The sequence below is a fragment of the Streptomyces sp. CBMA123 genome (assembly GCF_014596465.1).
Classification (GTDB): Bacteria; Actinomycetota; Actinomycetes; order Streptomycetales; family Streptomycetaceae; genus Kitasatospora.
Genome location: NZ_MECK01000135.1, coordinates 37,267 through 63,732, shown reverse-complemented (window position 1 = coordinate 63,732; position 26,466 = coordinate 37,267). Strand labels below are relative to the sequence as shown.

27 protein-coding genes and 1 pseudogene are annotated in these 26,466 nt (G+C 72.7%); 15 read left to right on the top strand and 13 right to left on the bottom strand.

The genetic code is table 11. The annotated features are described in order from the left end of the window. A pseudogene (locus BG452_RS17450) lies at positions 1-128 on the bottom strand (electron transfer flavoprotein subunit beta); the annotation flags it as partial. 373 nt (positions 129-501) lie between these two features. Here BG452_RS17450 and BG452_RS17445 point away from each other — a divergent pair. Both BG452_RS17445 and BG452_RS17440 read left to right on the top strand, forming a co-directional pair. Then, entirely contained in the window at positions 502-1,785 is a 1,284-nt protein-coding gene (locus BG452_RS17445; protein ID WP_223242342.1) for a hypothetical protein, read from the top strand. After that, positions 1,782-2,336 carry a hypothetical protein gene (locus BG452_RS17440; protein ID WP_188305226.1) on the top strand — a complete coding sequence of 185 codons (555 nt, stop codon included), beginning with the start codon at positions 1,782-1,784 and terminating at the stop codon, positions 2,334-2,336. Before BG452_RS17445 ends, BG452_RS17440 begins: the two co-directional genes overlap by 4 nt. Here the strand turns inward: BG452_RS17440 and BG452_RS17435 are convergent. Next, complete coding sequence (locus BG452_RS17435; RefSeq protein WP_188305225.1) at positions 2,305-4,503, bottom strand: tetratricopeptide repeat protein; 2,199 nt, start codon at positions 4,501-4,503, stop codon at positions 2,305-2,307. The genes BG452_RS17440 and BG452_RS17435 overlap by 32 nt on opposite strands. A gap of 264 nt (positions 4,504-4,767) precedes the next feature. Here BG452_RS17435 and BG452_RS17430 point away from each other — a divergent pair, with 264 nt between their 5' ends. Continuing rightward, positions 4,768-7,779 (top strand): AfsR/SARP family transcriptional regulator, encoded by a 3,012-nt coding sequence (locus tag BG452_RS17430; RefSeq protein ID WP_188305224.1) that lies wholly within the window; start codon positions 4,768-4,770, stop codon positions 7,777-7,779. A 257-nt stretch (positions 7,780-8,036) separates the two neighbouring features. Here BG452_RS17430 and BG452_RS17425 read toward each other — a convergent pair whose 3' ends face one another. The 3 genes from BG452_RS17425 to BG452_RS17415 all read right to left on the bottom strand — a co-directional run bounded on the left by BG452_RS17425 (position 8,037) and on the right by BG452_RS17415 (position 10,916). Then, positions 8,037-9,002, bottom strand: a complete 966-nt coding sequence (locus BG452_RS17425) for a Dyp-type peroxidase (protein ID WP_317621097.1) — start codon at positions 9,000-9,002, stop codon at positions 8,037-8,039. Positions 9,003-9,156: 154 nt separating this feature from the next. Beyond that, positions 9,157-9,783: an FMN reductase gene (locus BG452_RS17420; RefSeq protein ID WP_188305222.1), complete on the bottom strand. Its 627-nt coding sequence runs from the start codon at positions 9,781-9,783 to the stop codon at positions 9,157-9,159. Further along, positions 9,780-10,916, bottom strand: coding sequence for an LLM class flavin-dependent oxidoreductase (locus BG452_RS17415; protein ID WP_188305221.1), 1,137 nt, complete (start codon positions 10,914-10,916; stop codon positions 9,780-9,782). Before BG452_RS17415 ends, BG452_RS17420 begins: the two co-directional genes overlap by 4 nt. A gap of 147 nt (positions 10,917-11,063) precedes the next feature. Here BG452_RS17415 and BG452_RS17410 point away from each other — a divergent pair, with 147 nt between their 5' ends. Further along, positions 11,064-11,825, top strand: coding sequence for a PP2C family protein-serine/threonine phosphatase (locus tag BG452_RS17410; protein WP_188305220.1), 762 nt, complete (start codon positions 11,064-11,066; stop codon positions 11,823-11,825). An 87-nt stretch (positions 11,826-11,912) separates the two neighbouring features. Here the strand turns inward: BG452_RS17410 and BG452_RS17405 are convergent, their stop codons facing one another. Further along, positions 11,913-12,485 carry a DoxX family protein gene (locus BG452_RS17405; RefSeq protein ID WP_188305219.1) on the bottom strand — a complete coding sequence of 191 codons (573 nt, stop codon included), beginning with the start codon at positions 12,483-12,485 and terminating at the stop codon, positions 11,913-11,915. Positions 12,486-12,677: 192 nt separating this feature from the next. Between BG452_RS17405 and BG452_RS17400 the strand changes: the two genes are divergently transcribed. Both BG452_RS17400 and BG452_RS17395 read left to right on the top strand, forming a co-directional pair. After that, entirely contained in the window at positions 12,678-13,274 is a 597-nt protein-coding gene (locus tag BG452_RS17400) for a TIGR03086 family metal-binding protein (RefSeq protein WP_188305218.1), read from the top strand. A 79-nt stretch (positions 13,275-13,353) separates the two neighbouring features. Further along, positions 13,354-13,812 carry a hemerythrin domain-containing protein gene (locus tag BG452_RS17395; protein WP_188305217.1) on the top strand — a complete coding sequence of 153 codons (459 nt, stop codon included), beginning with the start codon at positions 13,354-13,356 and terminating at the stop codon, positions 13,810-13,812. Positions 13,813-13,927: 115 nt separating this feature from the next. Here the strand turns inward: BG452_RS17395 and BG452_RS17390 are convergent, their stop codons facing one another. Together BG452_RS17390 and BG452_RS17385 are read right to left on the bottom strand one after the other, a co-directional pair. Continuing rightward, positions 13,928-14,716, bottom strand: a complete 789-nt coding sequence (locus BG452_RS17390) for a VOC family protein (protein WP_188305216.1) — start codon at positions 14,714-14,716, stop codon at positions 13,928-13,930. A gap of 122 nt (positions 14,717-14,838) precedes the next feature. Continuing rightward, entirely contained in the window at positions 14,839-15,420 is a 582-nt protein-coding gene (locus tag BG452_RS17385) for a Uma2 family endonuclease (protein WP_188305215.1), read from the bottom strand. 220 nt (positions 15,421-15,640) lie between these two features. Between BG452_RS17385 and BG452_RS17380 the strand changes: the two genes are divergently transcribed. The 4 genes from BG452_RS17380 to BG452_RS17365 all read left to right on the top strand — a co-directional run bounded on the left by BG452_RS17380 (position 15,641) and on the right by BG452_RS17365 (position 20,373). Beyond that, complete coding sequence (locus BG452_RS17380) at positions 15,641-16,321, top strand: TetR/AcrR family transcriptional regulator (RefSeq protein ID WP_188305214.1); 681 nt, start codon at positions 15,641-15,643, stop codon at positions 16,319-16,321. A gap of 163 nt (positions 16,322-16,484) precedes the next feature. After that, a complete protein-coding gene (locus BG452_RS17375) occupies positions 16,485-18,035 on the top strand; it encodes an MFS transporter (protein ID WP_188305213.1) in 1,551 nt (516 codons plus the stop codon). A 256-nt stretch (positions 18,036-18,291) separates the two neighbouring features. Further along, a complete protein-coding gene (locus tag BG452_RS17370) occupies positions 18,292-19,905 on the top strand; it encodes a cytochrome b (RefSeq protein ID WP_188305212.1) in 1,614 nt (537 codons plus the stop codon). A 27-nt stretch (positions 19,906-19,932) separates the two neighbouring features. Continuing rightward, the gene (locus BG452_RS17365) at positions 19,933-20,373 is read left to right on the top strand and encodes a PPOX class F420-dependent oxidoreductase (RefSeq protein WP_188305211.1); all 441 of its coding nucleotides are present in this window, start codon (positions 19,933-19,935) and stop codon (positions 20,371-20,373) included. 105 nt (positions 20,374-20,478) lie between these two features. Here BG452_RS17365 and BG452_RS17360 read toward each other — a convergent pair whose 3' ends face one another. Next, a complete protein-coding gene (locus BG452_RS17360) occupies positions 20,479-20,682 on the bottom strand; it encodes a hypothetical protein (protein WP_188305210.1) in 204 nt (67 codons plus the stop codon). Further along, positions 20,679-20,948, bottom strand: a complete 270-nt coding sequence (locus BG452_RS17355) for a DUF1876 domain-containing protein (RefSeq protein WP_188305209.1) — start codon at positions 20,946-20,948, stop codon at positions 20,679-20,681. The genes BG452_RS17360 and BG452_RS17355 overlap by 4 nt, the downstream gene beginning before the upstream one ends. Positions 20,949-21,105: 157 nt before the next feature. Here BG452_RS17355 and BG452_RS17350 point away from each other — a divergent pair, with 157 nt between their 5' ends. The 4 genes from BG452_RS17350 to BG452_RS17335 are packed head-to-tail and all read left to right on the top strand — an operon-like array spanning position 21,106 to position 23,823. Beyond that, the gene (locus BG452_RS17350) at positions 21,106-21,945 is read left to right on the top strand and encodes a YndJ family protein (RefSeq protein ID WP_188305208.1); all 840 of its coding nucleotides are present in this window, start codon (positions 21,106-21,108) and stop codon (positions 21,943-21,945) included. After that, entirely contained in the window at positions 21,942-22,454 is a 513-nt protein-coding gene (locus tag BG452_RS17345) for a DUF1990 family protein (protein WP_188305207.1), read from the top strand. The genes BG452_RS17350 and BG452_RS17345 overlap by 4 nt, the downstream gene beginning before the upstream one ends. 50 nt (positions 22,455-22,504) lie before the next feature. Then, positions 22,505-23,125, top strand: coding sequence for a hypothetical protein (locus BG452_RS17340; RefSeq protein ID WP_223242351.1), 621 nt, complete (start codon positions 22,505-22,507; stop codon positions 23,123-23,125). Continuing rightward, positions 23,122-23,823, top strand: coding sequence for a hypothetical protein (locus BG452_RS17335; protein ID WP_317621096.1), 702 nt, complete (start codon positions 23,122-23,124; stop codon positions 23,821-23,823). The genes BG452_RS17340 and BG452_RS17335 overlap by 4 nt, the downstream gene beginning before the upstream one ends. Positions 23,824-23,839: 16 nt before the next feature. On the opposite strand, the gene BG452_RS17330 is transcribed toward BG452_RS17335, so the two are convergent. The 3 genes from BG452_RS17330 to BG452_RS17320 all read right to left on the bottom strand — a co-directional run bounded on the left by BG452_RS17330 (position 23,840) and on the right by BG452_RS17320 (position 25,829). Continuing rightward, positions 23,840-24,592 carry a zf-HC2 domain-containing protein gene (locus BG452_RS17330; protein ID WP_317621095.1) on the bottom strand — a complete coding sequence of 251 codons (753 nt, stop codon included), beginning with the start codon at positions 24,590-24,592 and terminating at the stop codon, positions 23,840-23,842. Continuing rightward, positions 24,589-25,146, bottom strand: a complete 558-nt coding sequence (locus BG452_RS17325) for a sigma-70 family RNA polymerase sigma factor (RefSeq protein WP_317621099.1) — start codon at positions 25,144-25,146, stop codon at positions 24,589-24,591. The genes BG452_RS17330 and BG452_RS17325 overlap by 4 nt, the downstream gene beginning before the upstream one ends. Before the next feature lie 74 nt (positions 25,147-25,220). Further along, complete coding sequence (locus BG452_RS17320; RefSeq protein WP_188305205.1) at positions 25,221-25,829, bottom strand: hypothetical protein; 609 nt, start codon at positions 25,827-25,829, stop codon at positions 25,221-25,223. Between the two features lie 169 nt (positions 25,830-25,998). Between BG452_RS17320 and BG452_RS17315 the strand changes: the two genes are divergently transcribed. Beyond that, on the top strand, positions 25,999-26,388 hold the full coding sequence (locus BG452_RS17315; RefSeq protein WP_188305204.1) for a thioredoxin domain-containing protein: 390 nt from the start codon (positions 25,999-26,001) through the stop codon (positions 26,386-26,388). The last annotated feature ends 78 nt before the right edge of the window (positions 26,389-26,466 follow it).

The following is a 26,466-nucleotide window of genomic DNA, read 5'->3' as shown; positions in this document are numbered from 1 at the left end:
CCGTACTCGTCCAGCTCCGACAGGAGGCCGTCCACACCCTCCCGGTCGGTGGTGTGGTCGTCCGCGAAACGACGGTCACCCGTCGCGTCCGGCACGTACTTCACACAGACGACGATCCTCAAGCTCATGAGCGGTTTCTCCTGTCACGGGTGCACGGATGCACTGGATCCATGGCCTCAGGTCAGGCCGAGGGTACTGAGTGCCAAGTCCGGCCCGGCAGCCGTCCTCGCGCCGCAAGCGCCACCTGGACCGGCATGCCGTGTCGGATCTCTTCGACTGGCGTCAGAGGCTCCATCGAGAGAATACGGCACTCAGTACCCCTCGTAAAGGCACTCAGTACCCTACCCGGTGTCCAGCGATCCCACGCCCCGGCGGCAAGCGGACACAAGGTTTCCGCAAGCCCGCGCCAGGTCTCGTCAATGAATCCGCCAGCCGGCCCGGGGAGCATCGGCGGCGGGGCCCGTCGACGGCCCCGACCTGCGATCAAGGAGGGGGAACGGAATGACCTTGGTGCACGGGGAACAGGACATCACGACCACCTACGGGACGCACGACAGCCACCGCACGAACGGGACGCCCCACGGCGCGGCCTGGCCGCTGGAGACGCTGCGGGACCGCAAGAAGGTCCTGGTCGTCGCCCAGACCATGGTGTACGCCCAGCGGCTGCACGACTTCTACTCGCTGCTCGCCTCGGACCTGCGGATCCACGTGCAGTTCACGGTGGCGCCGCACATGTTCAACCGGGGCACGGCCGAGGCGCTGCTCGCCCTCGGCGCCACCGTACTGCCCTGGGAGCAGGCCGTCCGGCGCGAGTTCGACCTCGTCCTGGCGGCCGGCTCGCAGGGGATGGAGCAGTTGCACGGGCCGGTCGTCCGGCTCCCGCACGGGGCGGGCAACATCAAGCTGCCCCGGGGCGGCGGACCGGACGGCGAGCGGCCGGCCCGCAAGCTCGGCCCGGACTACCTGTGCTGGGAGGGCCGGCTCGTCCCGGTCTCGTTCGCGCTGGCCCACCAGGAGGAACTGGCCGAACTCGGGCGCAACTGCCCGGAGGCCCTGCCGATCGCCGAGGTGGTCGGCGACCCCTGCTACGACCGGATCGCCGCCGCACTGCCGCACCGGGAGCACTACCGGACGGCCCTGGGGCTGCGACCGGAGGAGAAGCTCGTCCTGGTCTCCTCCACCTGGGGGGCCGGCTCGCTGTTCACCCGGCTCGACACCGTCCTGCCCCGGCTCACCACCGAACTGCCCCGGCCGGGCTACCGCACCGCGCTGCTGGCCCATCCGAACATCGCCGCGGCGCACAGCCCCTGGCAGGTGCGCTCCTGGGCGATGGCCACCGCGCGCGGGGCCGTCTCGGTCGTGCCGCCGGAGACGGACTGGCGGCCGCTGCTGGTCGCCGCGGACTACATCATCGGCGACCACGGCTCGGTCACCCTGTACGGCGCGATGACCGGCGCCCCCGTGCTGCTCGCCGAGTACCCGCACCACCACGTCAACCCGCGCTCGCCGTCCGCCCAGCTCGCCCGGACGGCGCCCGCGCTCGCCCCCGGACACCCGCTCACCGGGCAACTCGCCTACGCCGCCGAGCAGTACCGCCCGGAGGACTACACGGCCATCGCCGACCGGATCAGCTCCGAACCCGGCCGCTTCGACCGCAACGCCCGTCGGCTGCTGTACCGGGTGCTCGGGCTCGGCCAGCCCGCGCACGGCCCGGAGCCGGCGCCGCTGCCGCTGCCCGCTCCGCTGGACGCCCCGCTCCTGCCGGACTTCCGGCGGGCGGGGTGACCAGCGGACCGCACACCGTGCGGCTGGCGCCGGTGGCCGGCTCCCCGGCGGTGGTGTTCGAGGCGGTGGTGGTGTCCCCGGCCGGCGTCCGCCACGGACTGCTGGTCGCGGACCGGCCGCGCCCCGACCTCGGCGACCGGCCCGGGCCCGGCTTCGTGGACGAGCACCTCGCGGCCGACCTCACCGAGCCGGCGGGCTTCCGCCGACGGCGGTACGCCGATGTGCTGCACCTCGGGCCGTTCCCCGGGGCGGACCTCCACGCGCGGCTCGCCGGGGTGCTGACCGCGCACCCCGGATGTGCGCTGGCCACGGCCGAGGACCGGACGGGAGCCGTACTGCTGCTCGCCCGGACCGGGGCCCGGCTCGTCCTGCGGGCCTGCGCGCCGCCCGGCGGACCGGTCCCGCCGCCGGCGCTCGGCTCGCTGGCGCACGCCTGGCTCGCCGCCGGGCGACGGCTGACCGAACTCACCCGGGTCGACCTCACCGGCTACCGCACCCCCGAGCCGGGACGGCCCCGGCTCAGGACCGCGGCTCGCCGGGGCGGGGGGTGACAGCAGGATCAACGGCAGGATCACTGGCGGGATCACCGGCGGGATCGACGGCGTACGCGGCGAGGCGGCCGGCCAGTCTGGCCGCCTCGGCCGCGGCGCCGAGCTGCGTGTACCGGGCCCGGGACTGCTCGAACCGGGCCCGTGCCGCCTCGGGACGGCCGCGCGACTCCTCGACCTGACCGGCGAGTTCCAGCGTCCGCGCCTCCCAGTGCGCCGACCGCCGGGCCCGGAAGCCCGCGAGGGCCTGCTCGAAGCAGTCGTGGGCCGGCTTGTCCCGGCCCAGCGTGCCGTACGCCAGACCAAGGAAGGCCATCGCACGGGCCTCCTCGTAGCCGTCCCCGACCGAGGACAGCTCACGGCGGGCCCGCTCGATGGGCTCCACCGCCTCGGCCGCCCGGTCCGCCAGCAACAGCACCTCGCCGTACGCCAGCCGGGCCAGCGCCGCACCGCGTACGTAGTGCTCGGCCTCGCGGAGCCGGATCACCTCGTGCAGGCACTCGGCGGCGGCGTCCAGTCGACCGGCCAGCCGATGGGCCTGGCCGAGCCCGTTCAGCGCCTGCGCCTGGCCCAGCCGGTGGTCCATGGAGCGGGCGAGGTCGAGGGCCTCGCCGTACCAACGCGCCGACTCCTCCCCTTCTCCCGCGTTCCGCAGGCCCGCCCCGCCGGAGGTGAGCATCCGCAGCTCGCCGTTCCGGTCCTGCGCCGCCCGGGCCGCCCGCAGACCGATCCGGTGGGCCGCCACCCACAGCCCAGCGGGGCGCAGCCGCAGGAACAACGGCCACATGGCGTCGGCGAGTTGCCAGGCGGCGGCGGGGCGGTCCAGCTCCTCGCACCAGCGCAGGACGTCGGCCAGCCGGTCGCGCTCCCCGTCCAGCCATTCCAGGGCCCGGACGTCGTCCGCGAACTCCCGGGCCGGGAGGAGCGGGTGGGTCAGGTAGTCGCGGGCGAGGGTGCGGTGGCTCGGCGAGACGACGGCCTCGGCGGCCGTGGCGGTGGCGAGGTACCAGTCGACGATCCGGTCGAGGGCGGCCCTGGTCGGGCCCGCGTCACGGACCTCCGCCCCGCGCGCCCCGGCGTGCAGCCGGACCAGGTCGTGGAAACGGAACCGCTCCGGGCCCTTCTCCTCCAGCAGGTGCACATCGATCAGACCGTCCAGCAGCCGGTCGGCCCCGGCCAGGTCGGTGTCCGCGAGGACGGCGGCGTTCTCCAGGGTGAACTCGGCGAACGGCAGCAGGCCCAGCAGGCCGTACAGCCGGGCGGCCGCCGGCTCCAGCACACCGTAGGAGGCGTCCAGCAGGCCCCGCACCGTCTCCCCTTCCACGTTCAGCGCCGCCAGCCGGTCGGTACCGCGCCCGAGCATCTCGGCGGTCGCCGCGAGCGGCTGGGCCGGGCGCGCCGCGATCCGCGCCGCGGCCAGGCAGATCGCCAACGGCAGCCCGGCACAGGCGTCCACCACCTCGGCCGCGGCGACGCTCTCGTCGGCCACCCGGCGCTCGCCCACCCGCTCGACGAGGATCTCGGCCGACGCCTCCGGCGCGAGCGGTGCCAGCGCGCGGAACACCGCGCCGTCTATCCCCAGCCCGGTGAGCCGGCGCCGACTCGTCACCACGACCACCGTGCCGTCCGAACCCGGCAGCAGCGGGCGGACCTGGGCCGCCGTCGAGGCGTTGTCCAGCAGTACGGCGATCCGCCGCTCGGCCGCCAGCGAACGCCACAGCGCGGCGCCCTCCGCCAGACCACGGGGCACCGGCGAGATCCCGAACGCCCGCAGGAACGCGCCCAGTGCCTCGGCCGGATCGGCCGGCCCACCCGGCGCGTACCCGCGCAGATCGGCGTACAACTGACCGTCCGGGAAGCGCCCGGCCTGGCCGCGCAACCACTGGGCGGCCAAAGCCGTCTTCCCCACTCCCGCCGGGCCGGTCACCACGAAGGTTCCGTCCGGCGCGCCGCCGCCCGGGCTCAACGACCGGTCCAGCGCCGCCAGATCGGCCTCCCTGCCGATCAACCGCCTTGGACTGGGCGGAAGTTGGCGCGGCTTGGGCAGCGGCTGGGCATGCAGGTGCACCCCGCCGTTGATCGTCCCCGCCTGCACCACCGAGCCACCGACCCCTCCGCCGCCGGTCAGCGAGTTGCGCACGACTCCGAAGGGCGGGTTGGCATCCGTCACCGGCCACCACCGACCACGGCCGATCCTGTCACTGGCTCCCCCCGCCTTCGACGAATTAACCGCGTGCAATTAGCAGATGACATGTCGTCAAGTCGAGAACATTCCCAAAGGTCCATCTCCCGAACCCCATCGTGGTATAGCCGATCACCCCGTACGCGTGCCATGCTCACCCGCGACACGGCAAGCTGGTAGCCAACCGGCGGGGGGCGTCACATGAAGTTCCATCTCCTGGGATCAGTTGAACTGTCGGTGAACGGAGAGCCATTGGCGCTCCACTCCGACAAACGGCGCCAACTACTGGCCTCGCTGGCCCTGGAGGCAGGAAGGCCGCTCTCCCACACCTCGCTCGCATACCGACTGTGGGACGAGGAACCACCGCCCAGCGCCCTGACCAGCCTGTACAGCCACGTTTCCCACCTCCGGGCACTCCTGAGACGGGCCGCCCGCGCCACCGGAACGGAGAACTCCAGGGAAGCGCCGACGATCGACACCCGATCGCACACGTACACCCTCCGGGCCGACCCCCAACTCATCGACTGGCACCGATATCTGGAGCTCTCCCAGCAAGCCCGACTACTCGCCGCCAACGGACAGGACCACCAGGCCAGAACCGTCCTCAGCCGCGCCGAGGAACTCTGGGGCGGCGAACCCCTGGCCGGCCTGCCCGGCACCTGGGCCCGGAACACCCGTGCCACCATGGCCGACCAGCGCTTCGCCACTACCCTCCAGCGGATCGAGATCGACCTGCGGATCGGCCGCCACCACGAACTGATCCCCGAACTCACCGCCCTGCGCGAGAACCGCCCCACCGACGAACGCCTCGCCGGCCACCTGATGACCGCACTCCACGCGGCCGGCCGCCAGGCCGACGCGCTGGCCGTCTACCCCGCCGTCGTCCGGCTCCTGCGCGCCCACCTCGCCACCGAACCCGGCGAGGCGCTCACCCGGCTGCACCGGCTCATGCTCAACGGCGAACCGCTGCCGGGCACTCTGGCCCAGGTGTCCGCCGCCCCGCCGGCCGCTGCGGCCGCCGCCCCCGTGGAACCGCCCGGGCGGCACCGGCTGATCGGACGGCGCGAGGACCTCCGGCGCGTCCTGCCCGGAGCCGGTACCGGCCGGGGCGGGGTCGTCACCGTCTCCGCGATCCTCGGCATGCCCGGAGTCGGCAAGACCACGCTCGCCCTGCACGCCGCCGACCTGATGCGCGAACAGTTCCCCGACGGGTACGTCCACCTCAATCTGCGCGCCCACATCGGCAACCAGCCGCCGCTCACCCCCGAGGCCGCCGGCTCCCTGCTGCTGAGACGCCTGGGCGTGCCCGCCACCACCATCCCGCTCGACGCCGACGAGGTCTTCGCCCTCTGCACCGAGACCCTCTCCACCCGCCGGGCCGTCCTCGTGCTCGACGACGCCGCCAACGCCGCCCAGATCCGCCCGCTGCTGCCGCCCGCACCCGCCGCCCTGATCATCGTCACCAGCCGCCAGCGGCTCGCCGAGCTCCCGTGCTCCCGGCCGGTGTTCCTGGACGTCCTGCCGGTCGACGACGCCGTCGCCCTCTTCACCAACGTGGTCGGCCCGGACCGCTCGACGGACCGGGACCGGGTGGTCGAGATCGTCAACCGCTGCGGCCTGCTCCCGCTCGCCATCGAACTCGCCGCCAGCCGCCTCAAGGCCCGCCCCTCCTGGACCCTCGACCACCTCGCCCGCCGCCTCGCCCGCAAGGCCCGCCTCGCCGAGATCCGCAGCGGCACGGCCAGCATCGCGCGCGCCTTCGAGGTCTCCTACCAGTACCTTCCGGCCGGCCAGAGATCCGCATTCCGGCTGCTCGGGCTGTACCCGGGACCGGATTTCGGAGTGCACGCGGCGGCGGCGCTGTTCGGGCGGACGATTGATGAGACCGATGAGGTTCTCGAGGCCCTCCTGAACTGTCACCTGATCGTCGAAATCTCGCCCGAAAGATACCAACTACACGATCTTCTGAGAGAGTTCGCGGTGGCGCTGGGAGTGGAGGAGGAACAGCGGGACTCGGCGGTCGACCGGCTGCTCCGCTTCGCGCTGCACGCGGCCGACCAGGCGGATCTCCTGCTCTACCCACGCAGATCCAGAACCCGGCTGCCGGTGGACCGTCAATTCGATGACATGGGCGATTTGTTGGGAGATATCGAGATCACCTCTCCCGCCTCGGCACGGACGTGGCTGGAGTCGGAACACGCCGCCCTGATCGCCCTGACCGCCCAGGCCCACCGCACCGGATACGCCGAGACCGGGGCCTGGCTCGCCCACGTCCTGGCCGGCTACCTGGACGCCGAGGCGTACTGGAGCGAGGCGCAGGAGATGCACCGGGCAGCCGCGGCACACTGGCGATCGGGGACGAACGATCGGCAGGAGGCCAGGGCGCTGATCGACCTGGGGGCGACGCTGGCGAACGCCTCCCGCCACGACTCCGCGGCGGAGGCCCTCGAACGCGGACTGGCCCTCGCGCGCGCGGAGGACGACCCCGACGCGGCGGCGAACGCGCTCAGCCTGCTGGGGCGGGTGCGGTGGAACCAGAGCCGCCTCCGGGAGTCGCTGGCGATCCAGGAGGAAGCACTGGCCATTCGACAGGAGATCGACGACCAGTGGAACGTGGCGCGCTGCCTGGCGAACATCGGCATCGTCCACCGCTCGATGGGGAATTACGAACTCGCCGTGGCCGCCTATAGCAGAGCTCTGCCGATTTCCCGGGAATTCAATGACAGGGTTTTCGAACTGCGGATCCTGAACAACATCGGAGACCTCCAGCTCATCTCCGGAAACACGTCGGACGCGCGCCGGACATTCGAGCAGATCCTGCACATCGGGCGCGGCCGGATATCCCAGTTCGACCTGTCCGTCGTGCACGTGAACCTGGCCGCGACCCTGAGAATTCCGGCGGAACTCGACCGCGCGCTCGCGCTGTACCGATCGGCACTGGAGACCTTCCGATCGGTCGGCAGCGCCCGCTACGAGGCGGACGCCATCAACGGCCTGGGCTCGGCATACCTGGCCGCCGGCCGACACGAGGAGGCGCGCGACCAGTACGTTGCGGCCCTCGGCCTGGCGCGATCCATCGGGACGGCCCGGGAGGAAGCGACCGCGCTGCGGGGGGCCGGCCAGTGCGAGGCCGCGCTCGGAAACGCGGACAACGCCATCGAACTTTTGCTCGCGGCCGTCAATCTCGCCGAGTCGATCGGTATCGCCGATGAGGCGACCCGGGCTCGTACGGCACTTGCCGAGCTTCGCACTCATCAAGCCTGACAATCGCATTTTGCGGAAAACTTTCGAACCGCTAAGATCCCCAGGCGTCGGCAGATCTGCCGACGCCTGCCTCGGGTTTGCGAGTTACTCAGGAGTAGCGCATGTCGATGGGCCCCGTACCCACCTTCTGGGATATCCCCATCTGGTGTTGAGAACGTAGGGCGTCGGCCGCCTCTCCCGTGTACACGCAGAAATTCAACGACTCCTGACGATAGAGCCGTACCGAGTCCGCGTCGCGGGAGAGGCCGCCCACCTGTTCAGGCGGGCGGCGGGGAATCCAGGAGACCGGCGGTCGGGACGAAGAACAGCGAGCCGGTGACGGCGGTGGAGAAGTCGAGCAGCCGGTCGGTGGTGCCGGGCGGGCGCCCGAGGAACATGTTGCGCAGCATCTCCTCGGTCACCCCGGGGTCGCGGGCGTAGCCGATGAAGTAGGTGCCGAACTCGCCGCCGTGCTCGAAGGAGCCGAAGGCCATGTTGTAGCGGACGATCTTCCGCTCCTCGCCGTCCGGGTCGGTGATCACGGTGAGTGCCACGTGCGAGTCGGCGGGTTTGGTGTCGTCGTCCAGCTCGATGTCGGTGAGCTTGGTGCGGCCGACCGCCCCCTCCTGCTGCTCGACGCTCAGCGTGTTCCACTTGTCCAGGTCGTGCAGGTACTTCTGGACGATGACGTAGCTGCCGCCGGCGAAGTCCGGGTCCTCCTCCCCCACCACGGCGGCGGTCTCGGCCGCCCGGCCCTCGGGGTTCTCGGTGCCGTCGGCGAAGCCGAGGAGGTCCCGGTCGTCGAAGTAGCGGAAGCCCTGGACGGAGTCGACCACGGTGGCGGCCCCGGCGAGGCGGGAGGTGAGTCGGCCGGCGAGCTCGAAGCAGAGGTCCATCCGCTCGGCCCGTAGGTGGAGCAGCAGGTCGCCGGGGGTGGACGGGGCGCGGTGGCGGGGGCCGGCCACTTCCTGGAAGGGGTGGAGGGCGGCGGGCCGCGGGCCGTCGAAGAGGCGGTCCCAGAGTTCGGAGCCGATACCGGTGACGCAGGTGAGGCCGCCCTCGCGCGCCCGGAAGCCGACGGCCCGGCGCAGTCCGGCGAGGTCGGGCAGGAGCGCGCGGACGGTGTCCTCGCCGCCGGGTTCGACGGTGAGGACGAGGAAGATCGCCGCGCCGGTCAGCGGGGAGAGCACGGCCTGGGGTTCGGAGGGCGGGCTCACGGTCGCCGTCCTCGAAGGGGCGTGCACGGAGTGTGGCGGACCAGCATCAACCTGATCATGCCAATGATTACATCGCATAGCGGACACATCGGCGCGGTCGAGACACGGCCGAACGGCCTACGCCGTCCGAGTCCATCCGGCGGGGCGGGTGCGCCCGGTCGCGCACCCGCCCCCGCGGCTTTCAGACCCGCAGCGCCGCCAGCTGCTCGGCGAACGGGACCACCTGCTCCGGCACCGCCGCCCCCGCCACCGGGGCGCGCCCGGCCAGCAGGGTCGCCAGCTCGCCCCCCGCGCGGTCGATCCGGCCCGGCAGACCGTCGGTGAGGGCGTCCCCCGCCGTGCCCCAGTCGTCGGTGGCCGCGTACACGGCGGTCGGCAGCACCACCGCGCGCAGGTAGCTGAACAGCGGCCGTACGGCGTGCTCCAGGGCGAGCGAGTGCCGGGGCGTGCCGCCGGTGGCGGCGATCAGCACCGGCTTGCCGGTGAGCGCGTCGTGGTCGACCAGGTCGAAGAAGGACTTGAACAGGCCGCTGTAGGAGGCGGTGAAGATCGGTGTCACCGCGATCACCGCGTCCGCCCCCGTCACCGTCCCGAGCGCCTCGCGCAGCCCGGCGGCCGGGAAGCCGGTGACGAAGTTGTTGGCGATGTCCACCGCGAGGTCGCGCAGTTCGATCACCGTGACCTCGGCCTCCCGCCCCTCCCGGGCGAGCCGGCGCACGGTCGACTCGGCGAGCCGGTCGGCCAGCAGGCGCGTCGAGGACGGCTTGCTCAGGCCTGCGCTCACCACGGCCAGCTTGAACGCGGTCACTGGGAGACCTCCTCCTTCTCACGGGCGTCACCGGCGTCACGGGCGTCACCGGCGTCGCGGGCGTCACGGGCCGCGACCAGCGCGGCGTGGGTCGGCCCGTCCGGCACCTCGGCCGGCCGGCCCTTGGCGAACTCCGCGCGCAGCACCGGCACGACCTCCTCGCCGAGCAGGTCCAGCTGCTCCAGCACCGTCTTCAGCGGCAGGCCGGCGTGGTCCATCAGGAACAGCTGGCGCTGGTAGTCGCCGAAGGTCTCGCGGAAGGTCAGGGTCTTCTCGACGACCTCCTGCGGGCTGCCGACGGTCAGCGGGGTCTGCTCGGTGAACTCCTCCAGCGAGGGCCCGTGCCCGTACACCGGCGCGTTGTCGAAGTACGGACGGAACTCGCGCACCGCGTCCTGGGAGTTCCTGCGCATGAACAGCTGCCCGCCGAGGCCGACGACCGCCTGCTCGGGGGTGCCGTGGCCGTAGTGGGCGTAGCGCTCGCGGTACAGGTCGATCAGCTTCCGGAAGTGCTCCTTGGGCCAGAAGATGTTGTTCGCGAAGAAGCCGTCGCCGTAGTAGGCGGCCTGCTCGGCGATCTCCGGGCTGCGGATCGAGCCGTGCCAGACGAACGGCGGGACGTCGTCCAGCGGGCGCGGGGTGGAGGTGAAGGACTGCAGCGGCGTGCGGAAGCGGCCCTGCCAGTCGACCACGTCCTCGCGCCACAGCTGGTGCAGCAGCGCGTAGTTCTCGACCGCGAGCGGGATGCCCTGGCGGATGTCCTTGCCGAACCAGGGGTAGACCGGGCCGGTGTTGCCGCGGCCCATCATGAGGTCCACCCGGCCGTCGGCGAGGTGCTGGAGCATCGCGAAGTCCTCGGCGATCTTCACCGGGTCGTTGGTGGTGATCAGCGTGGTCGAGGTGGAGAGGATGATCCGGTCCGTCTGCGCGGCGATGTAGCCGAGCATGGTCGTGGGCGAGGACGGGACGAACGGCGGGTTGTGGTGCTCGCCGGTCGCGAAGACGTCCAGGCCGACCTCCTCGGCCTTGCGCGCGATGGCCACCATCGCCTTGATCCGCTCGTGCTCGGTCGGGGTGCGGCCGGTGGTCGGGTCGGGGGTGACATCGCCGACGCTGAAGATTCCGAACTGCATGCTGCTCACCACACTCCAGGAGGTCCCAGGTAGTCCAACTTTCAACCATCCTAGCACCCGGGTGCGGATCCTTATTCCCGCCGACAATGGAAGGCGTGGAAGGCGGGGCCCGACCACGGAAGCGGCCCCCCGGAAAGGCGGCCGACGATGGCGCCGTACATCGCGGTGAGCGCGCTGAGCCACGAGGGCCTGGTGCGGGAGCACAACGAGGACAGCCTCACGGTCGGTCCGTGGACACTCTGCGCGACCGTGACCACCAACCCGCAGACCCTGCTCTTCCCCCTCGGCCCGCCCTGCGTGGTCGCGGTCGCCGACGGCCTCGGCGGCCACCCCGGCGGCGAGGTGGCCAGCGCCCTGGTCGCCCGCCGGCTCGCCGCCACCGGGGCCGCGCTGGACGGCGAGGAGGCCGTCCGGGAGGAACTGCAGGAGTGCAACCGGGCGGTCTACGCGGCTACCGCCGGGGAGCCGGAACTCGCCGCGATGGGCACCACCATCGCCGGACTGGTGCTGCTGCCCGAGCAGGCGGTGGTCTTCAACGTCGGCGACAGCCGGGTCTACCGGGTCACCGCGGACGGACTGCGCCGGGTGAGCGTGGACGACAGCCCGCCGCTCCCGCCCGGCCGACGCACCACCTCGCTGGTCACCCAGACCCTGGGCGGCTCGCTCGGGCTCACCTTCGTCGAACCCCACGTGCGGACCGCGCCGCTCGCCCCCGGCGACCGCTACCTGGTGTGCAGCGACGGCCTGACCGACCCGGTGCCCGAGGAGGAACTGGCCGGACTGCTCGCCCAGCCGGACGAGCCCTCCGACCGGGCCGACGGGAAGGCCGCCTTCGAGCTGTGGAAGGCGGCCGTCGAGGCGGGCGGGCCGGACAACATCACCCTGGCCCTGGTGCGGATCGGCGCGTAGCCGGGCACGGCTCGCGCGGAAAAGCCCGAAAGCCATGCTGACGGATCGTCACCACGGCTTTCGGGGAGGCGAGTTTGGAGGCCCTGGCTACTTGCGCAGCAGCAGGATCACCCCGGCCGTCGCCAGGCCCACCAGCACGGCGGCCACGCCGTACGCCAGCCGGTGCGCCTTCAGCACCGGCAGGAAGCGGTCCACCGCGTAGCGGCCGGGGCCGGTGAGCGCGAGGGCGGCGGCGCCCGCGGTCAGCAGCAGCTCGTACTCGTTGCCCTTCGGGGCGAAGAAGCCGCCGCCCCAGGTGACGGCGATCGCGTTGACCATCGTGCCGACGATCGCGGCGCCCGCCAGCGGGGTCAACAGGCCGACGGCGAGGCCGAGTCCGCCCAGGATCTCGGTCAGGCCGGCGACCACGGCCATGGCGTTGCCCGCCGGATAGCCGCTCATGGTGAAGAAGTGACCGGTGCCGTCGATCCCGCCGCCCCCGAACCAGCCGAACAGCTTCTGACTGCCGTGCGCGGCCATGGTCAGGCCGAGCACCAGGCGCAGGAGCAGGAGTCCGGCGTCGTAGGCGTGCGGGGAGGTGGTCGCGGGCCCGGAACCGTCGCGGGCGGGGCGGACGGTGGGACTGGTGGCGGCGGTCGTGCTCGGGCTGCTGCTCGGCATGCGCGTCTCCATCGATCGGGGTCGGTCGTAGGGGTGTGGTTGGTGGTGCGGCCGGGCCGGGTGTGGTGTCCCGTGCCTGTTGTTCAAATTTGAACCGGCCACTCCACGACCGTACCTTGGAGTTCGAATTTGAACAACTGACGGACCGTGAGCGACTCGCGTGCCCCGCCGGGCCCGGGGCAGGGTGGAGACATGGCTCACCACAGGCAACACCAGCGGACCACCCGGCCCGGCACGCCCTACCCCGAGGCGCTCGCCGCCTTCGACGAGCGGGTCCGGCTGGTCCCGCCCGACCGGTGGGACGCCCCCACCCCGTGCGCCGACTGGTCGGTCCGCGACCTGGTCAACCACCTCACCGGCGAACAGCTCTGGGTGCCCGAGCTGCTGATGGGCGCCACCATCGCCGAGGTCGGCGGCCGCTTCGACGGCGACGTGCTCGGCGAGGACCCGGTCGCCGCCTGGACCTCCGCCGCCGAAGCCGCCCGGCAGGCCTGGGAGGTGCCCGGCGCCACCGAGCTCACCGTCCACCTCTCCTTCGCGGACACCTCCGGGCAGTACTACCTGGACCAGCTCACCACCGACCTGGTCGTCCACACCTGGGACCTCGCCCAGGGCATCGGGGCCCGCACCCGGCTCCCCGCCGACCTGGTGGACTTCGCCCTCGGCGAGTTCGGCGGCTACGGCGACCTCTCCGGCAGCGGACTCTTCGACCCGCCACTGCCGGTCCCCGCGGACGCGACCCCCCAGACCCGGCTGCTGGCCCTCACCGGGCGTCGCGACGAGGGCTGAACAGGGGTTCCGCACGGCGGCGCCGGATACTGGACAGTACGGGGGCCAGTCCTGATCCCGGACGAGAGGCGGGCGCGCCATGAACCGCAGGCCGGACATCCTCGGGGAGTTCACCGCCGACCACAAGGCCGTCACCGAGCTGCTCGACCGGGCCCAGGCGGCCCCGGCCGGCTCGGCCGAGCGCGGCGAGCTGGTGACCAAGCTGACCGACCTGCTGTTCACCCACTGCGCCGGCGAGGAGGAGCACCTCTTCCCGCTCGTCCAGCACGACGTGCCCGAGGGCGGCGCGCTGGTGTTCCGCAGCATCCACGACCACCTGGCGATCGGGCAGTACCTCGCCGACCTGCAAGGACTCGTCCCGGCCGACCCGGCCTTCGACACCCTGCTCAGCGGCCTCGCCGACACCCTCCGACGGCACCTGACCAGCGAGGAGCAGGTGCTCTTCCCCGCCGCCCGCAAGGCCCTGCCCGCGGCGGACCGCACGGCCCTGGGCGACCGGCTGCGGGCGGAACGGACGGAACTCGAGCGCCCGGAATGACTCCGCCCGGCTCAGGACTCCGGGCCGACCTCCCCGCTCAGGACTCCGGGCCGACCTCCCCGCTCAGGACTCCGGGCCGACCTCCCCGCTCAGGACTCCGGGCCGACCTCCCCGCTCAGGACTCCGGGCCGATCACCGCGAACCGGGCGCCGTCACGGTCCCGCAGCCGGGCCACCCGGCCGTACGGGGAGTCGAAGGCCGGGCCGACCACCGAACCGCCCAGCTCCACGGCCCGGGCCAGCGCCCGGTCGGTGTCCGGGACGGCGAAGGAGACCTCCCAGTGCGGTGGCATGCCCGCCGGGCCGCCGGACTGCTCCTTGGCCAGCGCGGCGACGCTGTGACCCTCGGTGCGCAGCACCACCCGGTCGTGCTCCCAGCGGACCTCGAAGCGCTCCGGATCCCGGCCGTCCCAGCGGAACACCTCGCCGTAGAACAGCGCCGCCGCGAACGGGTCCGGGGTGCGCAGCTCGATCCAGACCGGCGCGCCCGGCAGGTCCAGCTTCCGGGCGCGGCCCAGCGGGCCCTCCCAGATGCCGAACACCGCCCCCGCCGGATCCGCCGCGAAGGCCACCCGCCCGGCGTCGAAGGCCAGCGGGCCGACCGCCAGGGTCGCACCGCGCTCCCGCACCGCGTCGGCGACGGCGTCGGCGCTCTCCGTCCCGAAGTAGCTGGTCCAGGCCTGCGGCACCGCCCCGAGGCCCGCCACCCCCAGCCCGGCCACCGCCTCACCGCCGACCACCGCGTGCACGTACGGCCCGAAGCGCTCCGGCGCCGGCTCGAACTCCCAACCGAGCAGCGGGCCGTAGAACTCCTTGGCACCCTCCAGATCCCCGGCCATCAGGCTCACCCAGCACGGAACGGCCGCCACGCAGCGCACCCGGGCGGTCGTCTCCTCGCTGCCCATCGCGGACCTCCTCGCCCACCCCGGCCGCCGGGCCCCTCCCGACTCCCGCGACCCACCGGCCGCCCGGGACGCCCACAGCCTAGGGCGACGGAGGAACCCGCCCCGGGAAGACATGGCCGGGCTCAGCGCACCCAGTTCTTCAGCGGCTCGGTGTCCAGGACAATGCCGACCGGCTCGGGGAGGTGGACCGTCTTGCCGAAGGGGAGGACTTGGATGCTCTCGTACCGGACGCCGTCGGGCTGGCTGTGGACGACGACCTCGGCGGAGTCCCGGTCGATCAGCAGGTAGACGGGGATGCCGGTCTCGGCGTAGGCGCGGGGCTTCTCGATCCGGTCGCGACGTTCGGTGTCGGAGTCATATGAGGTCACCTCGACGACCATCAGGACCCCACCGGCATTCGCCCACTCACCCTGGCTGCCGAAAGTGCCACTGGGTGCAAGCGTGCCATCTGGGCGCGCATGGCCTCCACGGTAGGTCTGGACTTTCAGCCCTTGGTCGTAGAGCCACAACTCAGGACGCGACTGGATGCAGATCCGCATCAGCCACTCGATGATCAGGCCGTGGTCGCCGTCCGGCACGGGCTTGACCCCCAGCTTCCCGTTGATGAACTCCGGCCGGACGCCTTCGGCGGTCCGCGCCAGAGCGTGAGCGAGTTCCTCGAACTGCTCGGGCAGCATCTGCGGGCGGTCGGAGATCGCGGTCACGGGCTTTGCTCCTTCGCCTTGGCACCCACCCGCTCAACGAGCACGACGGCGGGTGGTCACGGGGGCACCAGGCCTTCGACGATAGCCGACCCGACCGACACCGCCCATGATGTGATGCAGGTCACAGTCGGGGAGGAAATTACGGGGACAGATTCCCCGTTTCCGAGTACGTTGGCAAAAGCGGGGAGAACTTCCCCGGTATCCTGGAGGAGCAGTCGTCATGACCACCGTCGCCGCCGAGTCGGCCCGTTCGCTGGGGAGTGTGCGTACGCCGAAGTTGCGTGCGGACGCGAGCCGGAACCGGGAGCGGATCGTACTGGCGGCCCGGGACGCGTTCGTCGAGCACGGTGCCGAGGTGCCGCTGGACGAGATCGCGAAGCGGGCGGGGGTCGGCAATGCCACGCTGTACCGGAACTTCCCGGACCGCGCGGCGCTGATCCAGGAGGTGGCGCTGCTCGTCAAGAACCGCATCCTGGCCCTCGCCGAAACGGCGACGGCCGAGGCGGACGCGGGCGAGGGCGGCGGTCCGTTCGAGGCTCTGGAGCGGTTCGTGCACGCGACCGTGGCGGAGAAGGTCGGCGGGCTCTGCGCCGTCTTCACCAGCACCGTCGACCGGGACGACCCGGAGTTGGCCGAGACGCGGGAGCGCCTGCGGTCCGCCGTGAGCGGACTGATGGAGCGCGCCCGGGCCACCGGCGAACTGCGGTCCGACGTCGACCACGGGGACCTGTTCGTCGCGATCAGCCAGCTGTCCCGGCCGCTGCCGGGCACCTCCTGCGGGCTGCTCGACGAGTTCGTCCACCGCCACCTCCAGCTGTTCCTGGACGGCCTGCGCACGCCGGCCCGTTCGTCGTTGCCCGGCCGGGCCGCGACCTTCGAGGACTTCCGCCCCCGGGACTGACCGACCACCTGGACCCGACACCACTGATCCGACCCACCAGCACCCCGCCTCCGCGCGGCTGACCGGCGCCGTTCCCGGACGCCTCCGCGCGCCCTCGCACCCGTACGGCAACCTGCCGGTCCCGTACGGCAGTCGACCGTTCTCGCACACCTCGCACCGTGAAATGGGTACCCCCATGTCTCAATCCGACGCCGCCCCGCAGGCGACGCTGCCCGATCCCCGGCGCTGGAAGGCGCTGATCTTCATCGGCCTCGCCCAGCTGATGGTCGTCCTCGACGCCACCATCGTGAACATCGCCCTGCCGTCGGCCCAGACGGACCTGGGCATATCCGACGGCAACCGCCAGTGGGTGATCACCGCCTACGCGCTGGCCTTCGGCGGGCTGCTGCTGTTCGGTGGCCGGATCGCGGACCTGTGGGGCCGCAAGCGGGCCTTCATCGTCGGCCTGACCGGCTTCGCCCTCGCCTCCGCGCTCGGCGGCGCCGCGGTCAACACCGCGATGCTGCTCGGTGCCCGCGCCCTGCAGGGCGTGTTCGGCGCCCTGCTCGCGCCGGCCGCGCTGTCGCTGCTCGCGGTGACCTTCACCGAGGCCAAGGAGCGGGCCAAGGCCTTCGGCATCTACGGTGCGATCGCCGGTGGCGGTGGCGCCATCGGTCTGATCCTCGGTGGCTTCCTGACCGAGTACATGAACTGGCGCTGGACCTTCTTCGTCAACATCCCGTTCGCCATCGCCGCCGCCATCGGCGCCGTCCTGGTGATCCGCGAGCCCGTCGGGGGCCGCAACCGCAACAAGCTGGACATCCCCGGCGTGCTGCTGGTGACCACCGGCCTGGTCTCGCTGGTGTACGGCTTCACCCGCGCCGAGTCCAGCGGCTGGACGGCCGGCAGCACCCTGGCGCTGTTCGCCGCGGCCGTCGTCCTGCTGGCCGCCTTCGTCCTGGTGGAGCTCAAGGTCAAGGCCCCGCTGCTGCCGCTGCGCGTGGTGCTGAACCGCAACCGCGGCGGGGTGTACCTGTCGCTGGGCATGGCCGTGATCGGCATGTTCGGTCTGTTCCTGTTCCTGACCTACTACCTGCAGGTCGTGCGCGGTTACAGCCCGGTGCTGACCGGTGTGGCATTCCTGCCGATGGTGGCGGGCATGATCACCGGCTCCACCCAGATCGGTGCCCGGCTGATGACCCGGGTCCCGGCGCGCTACCTGATGGCGCCCGGCTTCCTGACCGCCTCGATCGGCATGTTCCTGCTGACCCACATCGGCCTGGACACCTCGTACCCGGCGCTGATCCTGCCCGGCCTGGTCCTGATGGGCCTCGGCATGGGCACCGCGTTCATGCCGGCCATGAGCCTGGCCACCCACGGCGTCCAGCCGCGGGACGCGGGCGTGGCCTCGGCCATGGTCAACACCTCGCAGCAGGTCGGCGGCGCCATCGGCACCGCGCTGCTGAACACCATCGCGGCCAGCGCCACCACCAGCTGGCTGACCTCGCACGCCGCCGCCGTGGCCACCGCCGCCACGCCGGAGGCCGCCAAGGCCCTGCAGTTCCAGGGCATGGTGCACGGCTTCTCGACCGCGATCTGGGTGTCCTTCGGGATCCTGGTGACGGCCTCCGCAGTCGCCTTCACCTTCATCAACGCCGGCCGTCCGGGCGCGGCGGGTGCGGGCTCGGACGCGGGCGCGGCGAAGGCCGACGAGGTGCCGGTGCTGGTGCACTGACCGCACGGCCCCCACGGGGTGCCGCCCGTTTCCGGGATCACGAGGGTGCGTACGCGGCCCGTCCGGTGTCTTCCACGACACCGGGCGGGCCGCTCGCGTTGTGCCGCGGCTCGCACCACGGCAGTTCGCACCGCGGCGGCTCGCACCGCGGTGACCGCCACCCCTCCGATAGAAGTGGGGAGCACTCCCCGGTATGGTGATCCCAGCGTGAATCGGGGAACTATCCCCGTTTCCTTCGGACCCGAGGTGCGTGCACATGACGCGGAATCAGAACCCAGGGCGGGGGCGGCGGGCCGCCGACTGGGCGGACGGCCGGCTGGGGATCCAGACCCTGGCCAGGGCCAACCTGCGGAAGATCTTTCCGGACCACTGGTCCTTCATGCTGGGCGAGATCTGCCTCTACACCTTCGTGATCATCATCCTGACCGGCATCTGGCTGACCCTGTTCTTCAAGCCCGGCATGGGCGAGGTGGTCTACGCCGGCTCGTACGTCCCGCTCAAGGGCGTCCGGATGTCCGAGGCCTACGCCTCCACCGTGGACATCGGCTTCGAGGTCCGCGGCGGGCTGCTGATCCGGCAGATCCACCACTGGGCGGCGATCGTCTTCGTCGCGGCCATGTTCGTGCACATGATGCGGGTGTTCTTCACCGGCGCGTTCCGCAAGCCGCGCGAGGTCAACTGGGTCTTCGGCTTCCTGCTGCTGTTCCTCGGCATGCTGGACGGCTTCTTCGGCTACTCGCTCCCCGACGACCTGCTCTCCGGCACCGGCATCCGGTTCATCGAGGGCGTGGTGCTGGCGGTGCCGCTGGTCGGCACGTACGTCCAGATGTTCCTGTTCGGCGGGGAGTTCCCCGGGCACGACATCATCCCGAGGTTCTTCACCATCCACGTGCTGCTGGTGCCCGGCATCATGCTCGGCCTGCTGGTGGCCCACCTGATCCTGGTCTTCCACCACAAGCACACCCAGTGGGCCGGGCCCGGCCGCACCGAGAGGAACGTGGTCGGGATGCCGCTGATGCCGGTCTACCTGGCCAAGGCCGGCGGGTTCTTCTTCCTGGTGTTCGGGACCATCGCGCTGATGGCCGCGGTCGCCACCGTCAACCCGATCTGGGCGTACGGCCCGTACCGCCCGGACCAGGTCTCCACCGACGCCCAGCCGGACTGGTACATGGGCTTCGCCGAGGGCCTGATCCGGGTGATGCCCGGCTGGGAGATCGGCCTGTGGGGGCACACCCTCAACCTCGGGGTGCTGATCCCGTTCACGCTGTTCCCGGTGATCCTCGGCGCGATCGCGGTCCATCCCTTCATCGAGGCCTGGGTGACCCAGGACGGGCGGGAGCGCCACCTGCTCGACCGGCCGCGCGACGCCCCCGTGCGCACCGCCCTCGGGGCGGCCTGGATCAGCGTCTACCTGGTGATGCTCGCGGGCGGCGGCAACGACCTCATCGCCACCCATCTGCACCTGTCGCTCAACGCGATCACCTACGCGGTGCGGATCGGCTTCTTCGTCGTCCCGGTGGCCGTCTTCGTCGTCACCAAGCGCTGGTGCCTGGGCCTGCAGCGACGGGACCGCGACAAGGTGCTGCACGGGCGGGAGACCGGCGTCATCAGGCGGCTTCCACACGGCGAGTTCACCGAGGTGCACGCCGGGCTCGCGCCCGCCGAACTGCACCGGCTCACCGCCCACAAGCAGCCCCGCCCCCTCGAACTGCCGCCCGCGGTGGATGAGAATGGAGTGGCCCGGCCGGCGGGCGCGCTCACCCGCACCCGCGTACGGCTGTCCCACGGATTCCACGGCGAGCACGCCCGGATCGACCGGCCCACCGCCGAGGAGTACCGCGAGATCACCGAGGGCCACGGTCACCACTGACCCGCCCCCCGCCAGAGGGAGGAGATCATGCCCGACCGAACCGAGCAGCTCGCCGACAGCAGGTACCTCCTGCTGACCACCTTCGCCGACGACGGCAGCCGGCTGGACTCCCAGCTCTGGGTGGTGCCGGACGGCCCGGCGCTCGGCGTCTGGACCCCCGCCCACTCCGGCGAGGCCGAACGGATCCGCCGCCACCCCCGGGTGCTGATCGGCCCCTGCGACGCCCACGGGCGCCCGACCGGCCGCCGGCTCCCGGCCCGGGCACGGCTCTGCGACCCCGACGCGACGGCCCGCTACCGCACCTCGCTGATCAACAAGTACGGCCTGACCGCGTTGATCGTGCTGGCCCGCAGCCGGTTCCGGGTCGGACTGGCCGGGACGGTCGGGATCCGGATCACCCCGAACGAGCTGGAGCAGCGGCTGGTCGGGCCGGAGTGGCGGCCGCCGGGCACGTACTGCGTCAACTGACGTGCGCCGTGCGCCCGGGACCGTACGGCGGCCACCCGGGGCCGTACGGCGGGGAGCCGGGGCCGTACGGCGGAGAGCCGGGGCCGTACGGCGGGGACTGACGGATCAGTCCCCGTCGTCGGGCGCCCGGGCCAGGTCCCCGGGCTCGCAGGCCTCCCGGCCCGTCCCCACGTGCACGACCTTCACCGCCCGTTCGGGGCCGCCGGGGACGACCTGCTGCTCGTGCCCGCAGCGCGGGCAGATCAGCGGGATGCGCGGGCGGCTCGGATCCCGTCCGGCGTGGTCGCCGTCCGGACGCGGGGCGGTCACGAGAGCGGGTGGGTCGGGACCGGGCTGACGTCCTGGATCTCGGCGTGGGCCTTGGAGAGCAGCTGCGAGGCGAGGTCGTTGAGTGCGCGGGCGCCCGCGATCTCCTCGCCGACCCGCAGCTGTTCCGGGTCCGAGGGGTGGCGGCTGCTGTAGCCGTGGGCGCGCAGTTCACTCCCGTCACCGAGCCGGAGCAGGGCGGCCGCGGTCGTCCGCGGGCCGTCCTCGCGGAACTCCATGTCGATGTGCCAACCGACCAGAGTCTGCATGGCGGATCACCTCCATCGGTTACTCCTCCAGGGTGCGCCGCACCCAGCGTGAACACCAGGCCAGCCGGACCGGGGGAGAGTTGAACGCGTTCAAGTCGACGACGTAGAGTGGCGGACGTCAGGCAATTGAACGCGTTCAAGAGGAGGTGTGCCCGCCATGGGCAAGGGCACGACGGAACTGGTGAACCTCCTGGTCCTGCTCGGCATGGGCGCCGTCCTGCCGCTCGGCCTGGCACTCCTCGACGAACCCGGGCTCGCCCGGATCCGCCGGCTCTGGCCGCTCGCGGCCGTCCCCGGGGCGCTCTCGCTCTGGCTGCCGCGCGGCGCCCTCGCCACCGGCACCGCCGCCGTCTACGCCCTCGGCACGCTGGCCGTCGCCCTGCACGCACCACGACGACTGGCCCGGACCCGCTCCCTCGCCCCCGCCGAGATCGCCGTGCTCACCGCACTCGCCGCGCCCTCGGTGGCCGGGGTCGCGCTGGTCGCCGAACGCTCCGGCTACCCGCTGTTCGGCTTCGAACCGCACATCCTCGCGCTGACCGTCCCGCACTTCCACTACGCAGGATTCACCGCCGCGCTGATCGCCGGACTGGTCTGCCGCGCCGACCACGGCTCCCGGCCGGCCCGCTGCGCGGCGCTCAGCGTCCCCGCGGGCACCCTGCTGGTGCTCGCCGGGTACTTCCTCGGCAACTGGTGGCAGTTCGCCGGAGCCGTCGTCCTCAGCACCGGAATGTGGCTGGTCGGCCTGGTCAGCTGGCGCGAACTGCGCCCCCGCACGACCGACCGGACCACCGCCCGGCTGCTCGCCCTCTCCTCCGCCGTCCTGGCCCTCACCATGCTGCTCGCCCTGTGGTGGGCACTCGGCCGGGCCGCCGGACTCCCCCACCCCACCCTGGGCTGGATGGCCGCCACCCACGGCCTCGGCAACGCGCTCGGCTTCGCCCTCTGCGCGCTCCTCGCCTGGCGCCGGACCACCACCGCGAAGGACGTCCGATGAACGACTACAGCTACCCCGAACAGGGCGCCAGTCGCACCGGCGAACTACCCGCCGGGTACCGCCACCTGCGCCACCGGGCCCTCATCGGCCACGGACCCGCCGCCCTCGACGTCGCCGGGGCCGCCCTGCTCGGCTGGCGGATGCACCGCCTGGCCGGCGTCCGGATCGACGCGGAGGCCGAGGAGGCGGCCCCGGGCGTCGCCGTACACTGCGCGATCGGCGTCGGCCCGCTGCGGGCGGCCGCGCCCAACCGGGTGCTCGCCGCCGTCAACGGCCCGGACCGGTACGGCTTCACGTACGGGACCAGGCACGGGCACCTCAGCCGGGGCGAGGAGACCTTCCTGGTCGAACTAGCGCCCGACGGAGCGGTCTGGTTCAGCGTCACCGCGTTCAGCCGGCCGGTCGCCTGGTGGGCCCGGCTGGCCGGTCCGCTGTTCCCGCTCCTCCAGCACGCCTTCGCCCGGCGCTGCGGGCGGGTGCTGGCCTCGATCGCGGCGGACGCGGGGTAAATCCGCTGGTCGGCCAGGTGGGCCTGCGGCATCATCGCCGGGTGATAGCGATGCAGCCGGTCCTGGAGATCCGCACCCCCGACGACTTCACCCGGTGGCCCACGGGCACTCCCGGGCCGTGCGGATTCCTCGTGCTGGACGGGACGTTGACGCCGGAGGAAGTCGGCACGGCGGTCTGGCTGCTCGCCGACACCAATGACGTCGACCCGGACGAGGGCGAGGAACGCGGCCCGCGCCCGGACGACCCGCTGGGCGCCTTCCTGCACGGACTGCTCACCCTGGAGCACCTCTTCGCCCCCGGCGGCTTCCGGGTCACCGACTCCACCACCGGCGCCGTCTTCGAACCGGGCTGCTGCAACGGCCTGGAGGACTGGCGCGAGTGGCTGGACGTGCTCGACGGCTCGGTCGACACCTGGTTCGGACACGACCCCAGCGCACAGGCCACCCGCGTCGGCTCCGTGGCGCGGCTGACACCCGACCCCGACGCCGCCGACGGCCCGGTGATCGAACTCCCGGTGGACGAGCTGCGCCGGCTGCTCGCCGGGGCCGAACGGGATCTGCGGGACTTCGTCCGGCTGGCCGGGGGCTGGGCCGAGCGGCAACTGCCCGGGCACGCGGCCGCCGTCACCGCCGCGCTGACCCGGGCGCTGGCGCTGGAGCCCGCGCCGTGACCAGCTTCCTCACCCATCGGGCCCGCGTGCACGACACCACCCTCCCGGCGTACCGCCGCCACAGCGCGCTGCGGACCTGCGTGACCGAGTTCGCCCCGTACGGCTTCCGCGCCACCTACCACCACCTGACCCTGAGCGCCCGGATGCCCCGGCTGCTGGAGGCCGACCCGGAGTCGCTGGTGCGGGCGGTGGAGGAACTGCACGAGGCGCGGCAGCTGTGGCTGGCGCGGGCGGAGGAGTACGCGGCGCGGCGGCGGGCGGAGAAACGGGCCGGGCGGCGGTCGGTGGCGGAGCCGGCGTGGTGGAACCGGTCCTGGCAGCCCGACCATGTCTGGCTCCACGATCCCTTCCTGCACCCGACGTTGAGCCTGCCCGACTACGTCCGGCGGCAGAACGCGCTGATGGACGGGGCCGAGCTGCCGGGCTGCCCGGCCTGCGGGGAGGAGGGGCCCGTGGTGTGGGTGTCGACCGTCATCGACCGGGCCGGGCTGTGCCGCTCCTGCGCGCGGGTGCTGGTGCCCTGCCCGTGCGTGCGGAGGCACAGGTTCGAACCGGAGCCGCGGGTCGGCTGGAGCCGCACCTGGCGGCGCGAGCACATGACCGGCGACGGCGGGCCCAACCCGCACTGGCCGGCCCACCTGGGCACGGCCCGCATCGAGCGGCTGACGGTGCACGACGGGCCGTACCCGCGGTTGTGAGCCGAGCCGCGCCGCGTCAGGCCTGGTGCGCGGGGACGGACACCAGCAGGGCGTCGGTGTTCTGCACCCGCACCTCGAAGTGGTCGATGTCGCCCGGCTGGAGGGCCGCGCCGCCGGCGGTGTGCAGCGTGTCCCGGTCGTCCGGCCCGCCGTAGCCGTCCGCCGGGACGCTCCAGGTGGTGACCGTCTGGTGGTCGCCGCCGTGTGAGACGGCGACCAGACGGCAGGTCAACGGGCCCTGGACGCCGGAGAGTCGCAGGCTGACCTGGCTGCCCCAGGTCCTGCCGTCGACGCCGACGGTGGCCTTGGCGCCGGTGGCCGGGTCGGTGGCGCTGAACTGTGCGGCGACGGCGACCACGGCGGGCGTGGTGTCCGCGGTGAGCACCGCGGCCGTGACGGCCGGGCCCGCCGCGACCATCGCGGTCGCGGCCAGGGCCAGCACCAGCCGCCGGATCCGGCCGCGCCGCCGGCCGGCCGTGACCTCGGCGACCAGCCGGTCCAGGAGGTGCCCGTCCGGGGTCGGCGCGGGTTCGGCCGGATCCAGCCCGGCAGCCGTCGCGGACGCCGCGTACTCGGCCAACAGCGGTTCGACGAAGCCGAGTTGTGCCATCTGCTCGGTGCACTGCGGGCAGTCCGCGAGGTGCCGTTCGAAGACGGCGCGCTCGGCGGGTTCCAGCACGCCGAGGACGTACGCCCCGACGTCCAGGTGCCCGGGGCCCACCGGCGGGCCGGTGGGCGGGCCGGGGTCGGGGGCGGGCCGGTCGGTCACGATGTCACTCCCCGTTCCTCCAGCGCGAGCCTGAGCGAGCGCAGTGCGTAGAACACCCGCGACCGGACGGTCCCGGCCGGGATGCCGAGTTCGACGGCCGCCTCCTTGGCGGTGCGGCCCTTGAGGTAGGTCTCGACGATGACCTCCCGGTGGGCGGGCGAGAGGTCGGCGAGCGCGTCGGCGACGGTCATCATCCGCAGCGCCCGGTCGATCTCGTCCTCGGCGGGCAGCTGCTCCAGGACCGCCGCGTCCACCTCGCGCGGGCGGGCGCCGGCGCTGCGGTGGTCGTCGATGACGATCCGGCGGGCGACGGTGACCAGCCAGGGCCGCAGCGAGCCGGCCCGCGGGTCGAGCCGGTGGATGTTGCGCCAGGCCCGGACCAGCGTCTCCTGGACGACGTCCTCGGCACGCTGCCGGTCCCCCGCGACCAGGTGGAGCACGAAGCCGAAGAGCGGACCGGCGTGCTCGCGGTACAGGGCCCGCATCAGCTCCTCGTCCGCGACCCCCGTCCCGTGCGCGGCCTGGCCGCCGGCGGGGTGCTCCTCGGTCACCACTTCATGGTTGCGCACCCGGGCCTCCCGGTCGAGGGCGGTGGTCGGCGGCGGTCAGCGGCCGGCGACGGTCGGTGTCAGTAGCCCGGCGCCGGCGTGCTGGGCCGGGGCGTGGGGTTGGCGGGCGCCGGCGTACTGGGCGTCGAGCTGGTGCCCGGCATCGCCTTGCCGCCGGTCGGGGTCACCGCGAACCAGCTGCCGGCCACGCCCTCGCCCTTGGTGTCACCGGGCTTGGCGTCCGGCGAGTAGCGGTAGACCGGCCAGCCGTTGACGGTGACCTGCTTGGTGCCGTCGTCCCGGGTGAAGCTGCCGACCAGCTTGCTGTCGATGCCCTTGACGGTGACGTCGCCGTCGGCGTGCTCGGGCGGCCAGAGAGTGGCGCAGTTACCGTTGCAGTAGGAGTCCGAGGGGTTGCTCTGGTCCTGGTCGAAGCGGTAGAGCGTGAAGCCCGCGCCGTCGGTGACGATGGCGCCGAGCCGGGGATCGTGGGCGGTCTGCAGGGTGACGGCGGCCGGGGCGCCGGAACCGCTCGGCGGACTGGGCGGGCTCGACGTCCCGGCCCCGGAGGACCCGGAGCCGGAGGACCCGGAGCCCGAGGACCCGCAGCCGGCGACCAGGGCCGCCGCGGCCAGGCCGGAGGCGGCGAGCACGACGGCCCGGCGGGTGCGGGGTGCGGTGCTGCGCATGGCGAGCCTCCCGCGTCGGTGATACGGACGGACTGGACACCCCTCTGTACGGACGGTGGCGGCCGGCTGCTCAATCCGGGCCGGGCTCGGAATACCCCGGCGGGCATCACCGTTGTGGCGGGCACGTGGTCTGTACCGCCACCACCTTCGGAAGGGAAGGATCCGCGAGATGAGCAACATGGTCGAGCTGACCAAGGAGAACTTCGACGACATCGTCCCGGGCCCGGAGGGCAAGGACTTCGTCTTCATCGACTTCTGGGCCGGATGGTGCGGGCCGTGCCGCCAGTTCGCCCCGGTGTACGAGAAGGCCGCGGAGCGCCATCCGGACCTGGTCTTCGCCAAGGTCGACACCGAGGCCCAGCAGGAGCTGGCCGCCGCGTTCGGCATCCAGTCGATCCCGACGCTGGCGATCATCCGCGAGGGCGTGCTCGTCTTCTCGCAGGCCGGCGCGCTGCCGGAGCCGGTGTTCGAGGACCTGATCGGGCAGGCCCGCGAGCTGGACATGACCGAGGTCAAGCGCAAGGTGGCGGAGGAGCAGGCGGCCGAGGGCCAGGCCTGAGCGTCCCGCTCCGGGGCCCGGGGAGTCGCACCTCCCCGGGCCTCCGTCATGAGGTCTCCGTCATGGGGTCTCCGGCGC

What these genes read in the sequence shown, in the direction of transcription:
- BG452_RS17445 (WP_223242342.1), top strand. Translation starts at nt 502, where the DNA reads ATGACCTTGGTGCACGGGGAACAGGACATCACGACCACCTACGGGACG.
- BG452_RS17415 (WP_188305221.1), bottom strand. Translation starts at nt 10,916, where the DNA reads ATGCAGTTCGGAATCTTCAGCGTCGGCGATGTCACCCCCGACCCGACC.
- BG452_RS17410 (WP_188305220.1), top strand. Translation starts at nt 11,064, where the DNA reads ATGGCGCCGTACATCGCGGTGAGCGCGCTGAGCCACGAGGGCCTGGTG.
- BG452_RS17405 (WP_188305219.1), bottom strand. Translation starts at nt 12,485, where the DNA reads ATGCCGAGCAGCAGCCCGAGCACGACCGCCGCCACCAGTCCCACCGTC.
- BG452_RS17400 (WP_188305218.1), top strand. Translation starts at nt 12,678, where the DNA reads ATGGCTCACCACAGGCAACACCAGCGGACCACCCGGCCCGGCACGCCC.
- BG452_RS17395 (WP_188305217.1), top strand. Translation starts at nt 13,354, where the DNA reads ATGAACCGCAGGCCGGACATCCTCGGGGAGTTCACCGCCGACCACAAG.
- BG452_RS17390 (WP_188305216.1), bottom strand. Translation starts at nt 14,716, where the DNA reads ATGGGCAGCGAGGAGACGACCGCCCGGGTGCGCTGCGTGGCGGCCGTT.
- BG452_RS17380 (WP_188305214.1), top strand. Translation starts at nt 15,641, where the DNA reads ATGACCACCGTCGCCGCCGAGTCGGCCCGTTCGCTGGGGAGTGTGCGT.
- BG452_RS17375 (WP_188305213.1), top strand. Translation starts at nt 16,485, where the DNA reads ATGGGTACCCCCATGTCTCAATCCGACGCCGCCCCGCAGGCGACGCTG.
- BG452_RS17370 (WP_188305212.1), top strand. Translation starts at nt 18,292, where the DNA reads ATGACGCGGAATCAGAACCCAGGGCGGGGGCGGCGGGCCGCCGACTGG.
- BG452_RS17365 (WP_188305211.1), top strand. Translation starts at nt 19,933, where the DNA reads ATGCCCGACCGAACCGAGCAGCTCGCCGACAGCAGGTACCTCCTGCTG.
- BG452_RS17355 (WP_188305209.1), bottom strand. Translation starts at nt 20,948, where the DNA reads ATGCAGACTCTGGTCGGTTGGCACATCGACATGGAGTTCCGCGAGGAC.
- BG452_RS17350 (WP_188305208.1), top strand. Translation starts at nt 21,106, where the DNA reads ATGGGCAAGGGCACGACGGAACTGGTGAACCTCCTGGTCCTGCTCGGC.
- BG452_RS17345 (WP_188305207.1), top strand. Translation starts at nt 21,942, where the DNA reads ATGAACGACTACAGCTACCCCGAACAGGGCGCCAGTCGCACCGGCGAA.
- BG452_RS17340 (WP_223242351.1), top strand. Translation starts at nt 22,505, where the DNA reads ATGCAGCCGGTCCTGGAGATCCGCACCCCCGACGACTTCACCCGGTGG.
- BG452_RS17320 (WP_188305205.1), bottom strand. Translation starts at nt 25,829, where the DNA reads ATGCGCAGCACCGCACCCCGCACCCGCCGGGCCGTCGTGCTCGCCGCC.
- BG452_RS17315 (WP_188305204.1), top strand. Translation starts at nt 25,999, where the DNA reads ATGAGCAACATGGTCGAGCTGACCAAGGAGAACTTCGACGACATCGTC.